General features: G+C 64.7%; 5 protein-coding genes. All 5 read right to left on the bottom strand.

Annotation, left to right across the window (positions count from 1 at the left end; translation table 11 throughout):
* Window positions 1-134 (bottom strand): NAD-dependent epimerase/dehydratase family protein (locus AB7O82_RS29135; protein ID WP_428620845.1); only part of this gene is annotated, 134 nt, incomplete at its 3' end.
* Between the two features lie 101 nt (window positions 135-235).
* Window positions 236-1,006, bottom strand: a complete 771-nt coding sequence (locus tag AB7O82_RS29130; protein WP_428620838.1) for an amino acid ABC transporter ATP-binding protein — start codon at window positions 1,004-1,006, stop codon at window positions 236-238.
* Window positions 1,007-1,029: 23 nt separating this feature from the next.
* Window positions 1,030-2,307: an amino acid ABC transporter permease gene (locus tag AB7O82_RS29125; RefSeq protein ID WP_428549384.1), complete on the bottom strand. Its 1,278-nt coding sequence runs from the start codon at window positions 2,305-2,307 to the stop codon at window positions 1,030-1,032.
* 3 nt (window positions 2,308-2,310) lie between these two features.
* On the bottom strand, window positions 2,311-3,501 hold the full coding sequence (locus tag AB7O82_RS29120) for an amino acid ABC transporter permease (RefSeq protein ID WP_428549382.1): 1,191 nt from the start codon (window positions 3,499-3,501) through the stop codon (window positions 2,311-2,313).
* 145 nt (window positions 3,502-3,646) lie between these two features.
* Window positions 3,647-4,681, bottom strand: a complete 1,035-nt coding sequence (locus AB7O82_RS29115) for an amino acid ABC transporter substrate-binding protein (protein WP_428549416.1) — start codon at window positions 4,679-4,681, stop codon at window positions 3,647-3,649.
* Window positions 4,682-5,034: the final 353 nt, after the last annotated feature.

The raw sequence follows: 5,034 nt of genomic DNA, 5'->3' as shown, positions 1-5,034 counted from the left end.
TCGGCCAGCGATTCGAGATTGCCGGCGTAGGTGAGCTTGTCGACGTTGGCCACCGTCCAGTCGGTGTTGCGAACGATGTGGCGGATGACGGCCGAGCCGATGAAGCCCGCCCCGCCCGTGACCAGGACTTTCATGGCAGAACGCCGCCGATGACCAATGCCATTCTCATGGTCTCGTGCCCACTCGTGACCAGGATCTTCATCGCCGCCCGGCTCGGACCTTCAATGCCGGACCGTCAGCGGTGCAGGATTTGGCCGAGGAACAGCTTGGTGCGCTCGTTGCGCGGATTGGCGAAGAACTCCTCGGGCTCGTTCTGCTCGACGACCTCGCCGCGATCCATGAAGATCACGCGGTCGGCGACGGCGCGGGCGAAGCCCATCTCGTGGGTGACGCACAGCATGGTCATGCCCTCGCGCGCCAGCTCGATCATCACGTCGAGCACCTCCTTGACCATCTCGGGGTCGAGCGCCGAGGTCGGCTCGTCGAACAGCATGATCTTGGGCCGCATGCAGAGCGCTCGCGCGATCGCCACGCGCTGCTGCTGGCCGCCCGACAGCTGGCCGGGATACTTCGCCGCCTGCTCGGGAATGCGCACGCGCTTCAGGAGGCTCATGGCGATCTCCTCGGCGTCCTTTTTCGGCATCTTCTTCACCCAGATCGGCGCCAGGGTGAGGTTGTCCAGGATGGTGAGGTGCGGGAACAGGTTGAACGACTGAAAGACCATGCCGACCTCGCGTCGGATCGCCTCGATGTTCTTGACGTCGTTCGACAAGGTCACGCCATCGACGATGATGTCGCCCTGCTGATGCTCCTCGAGCCGGTTGATGCAGCGGATCAGGGTCGACTTGCCCGACCCCGACGGCCCGCAGATGACGATCCTCTCGCCTTCCTTGACGTCGAGATTGATGTCCGACAGCACATGGAACTGGCCGAACCACTTGTTGACGCCCCTGAGCGTGATGACGGACGTCGCGTTCGACAGATTGTGCGCGGCGTTGGCGGCCATTGTGCTTGTCTCCTGGCGGCGCCCTAGCGGCGCGTTCCCTTGTTGAGCTCGAACTCGAGATACTTGCTGTAGCGCGACATCGAGAAGCAGAAACAGAAATAGACGAAGGCGGCGAAGATGTAGACTTCGCCCGGGAAGCCGGCCCAGTTGGGATCGACCAGGGCCTGGTTGGCGGTGTTGAGGAAGTCGAAGATGCCGATGATCAGCACCAGCGAGGTGTCCTTGAAGAAGCCGATGAACGTGTTGATCAGGGGCGGGATCACCACGCGCAGCGCCTGCGGCAGAATGATCAGGGTGGTCTTCTGGACGTAGTTCAGGCCCATCGCGTCGGCCGCCTCGAACTGTCCCTTGGGCAGCGACTGCAGGCCGCCGCGGATGATCTCGGCGATGTAGGCGCCGGCGAACAGGATGACGGCGACCTGGGCGCGCAGGAACTTGTCAAAGGTGACGCCGCTCGGCAGGAACAGCGGCAGCATGACCGAGGCCATGATCAGCAGGCTGATCAGCGGCACGCCGCGGATCAGCTCGATGAAGCCCACGCACAGGCCCTTGATCAGCGGCAGGTTGGAGCGCCGGCCGAGCGCCAGCAGGACGCCGTAGGGGAAGGCGAAGGCGAGGCCGTAGGTGGCGAGGATGATCGTCACCGGGATGCCGCCCCACAGGCCGGTCTCGACGTAGGAGAGCGGCGCGATGGCGAGGCTCCAGGGCGGCAGCACGCCGACGATGCGCGCCGCCAGGCCGACGACGCCGACCACGGCGGCGACGCGATAGGCCATCATCTCGCTCGGCGAGCCGATGCCCTTGCGCAGGCTCATGCCGCCCGCGCCGATCACCATGGCGATGAACAGCATGAGGCTGAGCGGGATGTGGATCTGCCCGAACATCAGCAGGAAGGTGATGAACGAGCCGATGCCCCAGATCACCGCGAGGCGCCAGTTCCACATCCGCCGGTCGGCCGACAGGATCAGCATCGCCAGCATGGCGATCACCGCGAACAGCGGCCGCCAGTGCTGCTCGTAGGGGAAGGAGCCGAAGAAGATGTAGCGGTACTTCTCGCGGATCAGCGCCCAGCAGGCGCCACCGCCGCGGCACTCGGCGCCGGCCGTGGCCGTGAAGTTGGCGGTGAAGACCGCCCATTCGAGGAACCACGACAGGACCCAGCCGATGACCACGAGGAGCACGATCGTGGTAAGGCCGTTCAGCCAGCTCGAGAAGAGGTTCTTGCGGATCCAGCCGAGGACGCCACTGTCGTCGACCGGGGGCGCGAGCTGGCGGCGCTCGCCGACGGGCATGTCGGTCATGGCTCAGCGCTCCCTCAGGGCAATGCGCTTGTTGTACCAGTTCATGAACGCCGAGATCGACAGGCTGACCGACAGGTAGGCGGCCATGATCAGCAGCACGTTCTCGATCGCCTGACCGGTCTGGTTGATCGTCACGTTGATCGAGGCAACCAGGTCGGGATAGCCGATGGCGATGGCCAGCGAGCTGTTCTTGGTGATGTTGAGATACTGGCTGGTCATCGGCGGCACGATGACGCGCAGCGCCTGGGGCAGCAGGACGAGCCGCATGACCTGGCCGCGTGACAGGCCGAGCGCGGCGGCGGCCTCGCTCTGGCCCTTGTGCAGGGCAAGGATGCCGGAGCGCACGATCTCGGCGACGAAGGCCGAGGTGTAAAGTACGAGACCGACGAGGAGGGCGGTGAATTCTGGCTGGATCACCGTGCCGCCGTCGAAGTTGAAGCCCTTGAGCTCGGGCCAGCTCATGTCATGCGGAGCGCCGCCCAGGAGCCAGACGAGGATCGGCAGACCGAGCGCCACGCCGAAGCCCGCCAGGATCGACGGGAAAGGCTGGCCGGTCGTCTCCTGGCGGTTCTTGGCCCAGCGGTGCAGCACCCAGGCGCCGGCGATCCCGACCAGCAGCGCGAGTCCCATCCAGGCGTGGATCGGATCGGCCATCGGGACCGGGAAATAGAGGCCGCGATTGGACAGGAACACACTGTTCCAGAGGAGGCTGATCGCCTGTCGCGGGCCGGGAAAAGCCTCGCTGATCAGCTTGTAGAACAGGAACAGCCAGAGCAGGAGGGGAACGTTGCGGAACGCCTCGACGTACCATTCGCAGATCTTGGCGAGCAGCCAGTTGTTGGACAGGCGGCCGACGCCCAACATCGTGCCCAGGATGGTCGCCATGATGATGCCGATCACCGACACCTTGAGGGTGTTGAGCAGCCCCACGAAGATGGCGCGGGCATAGGTGCTGGCCGGCGAGTAGGCGATCATCGTGTCGCCGATCTCGAAGCCCGCTTCGCGATCGAGGTAGTGGAACCCGCTGGCGATCTTCTGGCGTTGCAGGTTCTCCATGGTGTTGGAGACGAGGTACCAGGCGAGCAGTCCGACCAGGCCGACGACGACGATCTGAAAGACCCAGCCGCGGATGACCGGGTCGTTCCAGGGCGCCGCCTTGGCGCGCTGTGTGGAGCCCACAGCCTCGACTGCCATTCGCTATTCCCCCTGCCGGCCGCGGTTTGGTCGCCCGCCCCTTGCTGATATTTCCCGCACTCTAGGAGGGAATCGCCTGCTTGTAACCATCGTGGATTCCCTCCGAGTGCTCGCCCGTTGCTCGGGCTTCACGAAGAGCGGCGACTCAGCGGATCGGCGGGGCGTATTGCAGGCCACCCTTGGTCCACAGGTTGTTGAGGCCACGATCGATCTTGAGAATCGAGCCGGAGCCGACGTTGCGGTCGAAGCTCTCGCCGTAGTTCCCGACCTGCTTGACGATGTTGTAGACCCACTTCTCGTCGACCCCGAGGGCCTTGCCCATGCCCGGCGTCACGCCGAGGATGCGCTTGATGACCGGGTTGTCGCTCTTCAGCATCTCGTCGACGTTCTTGGACGTGATGCCGTACTCCTCGGCCTCGACCATGGCGTACTGGGTCCAGCGCACGATGTCGGCGAACTGGTTGTCGCCGTGGCGCACCGCCGGAGCGAGCGGCTCCTTGGAGATGATCTCGGGCAGGATGACGAAGTCGTCGGGCTTGGCCGGCGGCGGCACATTGGCGGCGCGGGCAGCGTAGAGGCCCGAGGCGTCGGTGGTGTAGACGTCGCAGCGGCCGGAGAAGAACGCCGCCCGGATCTCGTCGACCTTCTCGATGACGACCGGCTTGAAGGACATCTTGTTGGCGCGGAAGTAGTCGGCGAGGTTGAGCTCGGTGGTGGTGCCGGGGGCCACGCAGACAGTGGCGCCGTTGAGCTCCTTGGCGCTCTTCACGCCGAGCTTCTTGTTCACCATGAAGCCCTGGCCGTCGTAGTAGGTGACGGCGGTGAAATCGAGACCGAGCGCGGTGTCGCGGGTCAGGGTGATGGTCGTGTTGTTGGACAGCATGTCGACCTCGCCCGACTGCAGGGCGGTGAAGCGCTGCTGGGCCGAGAGCGGCACGTATTTCACCTTGGTGGCATCACCGAAGATGGCGGCGGATACGGCGCGGCATACATCGACGTCGAGCCCGACCCACTTGCCCTGGCTGTCGGCCAGCATGAACCCGGCCGTGCCCTGGCCGACACCGCAGATCAGGGACCCGCGCGCCTTGATTGCATCGAGGTCCTTGCCGGCCATCGCGCCGGTCGAGGTGAAGATCGCCGCCAGACCGGCCGCCACTGCCATTGATACCTTGCGCATCATTGCCTCCCGTTCAGTTTTCACCGGGCAAGTCTCACCTCGCCGAGGCTAGCAAGCAACAGGCCAATTGCGCTTTTCATGGTCCTCCCCAAGCCCGGCTTGGGAAGGTGTCGCCGTCATATGGCGACGGAGGGGTCATGGTCATTGGACCGTGGGCGTCCATCATAATGAGCGGGCGGGACGCCCGCGGTCCGTAAGAACCATGACCCCTCCGCCCCGTAAGACGGGGCACCTCCCCAGCGAAGCTGCTACGGAGTGGACACATCTCTGAGTTCCCATCCAGTAGCGATTGCGAGGAAGTAGTCGAGGCCACGCTTAAAGGTAATCGGTCCCGGTGGTCTGGAGGAAGGGTAAGC

Source organism: Reyranella sp., from assembly GCF_050185545.1.
In the GTDB taxonomy this organism is placed as follows: Bacteria; Pseudomonadota; Alphaproteobacteria; order Reyranellales; family Reyranellaceae; genus Reyranella.
The sequence above is the reverse complement of the archived record's forward strand: the minus strand, read 5'-3'. Positions and strand labels throughout refer to the sequence as shown.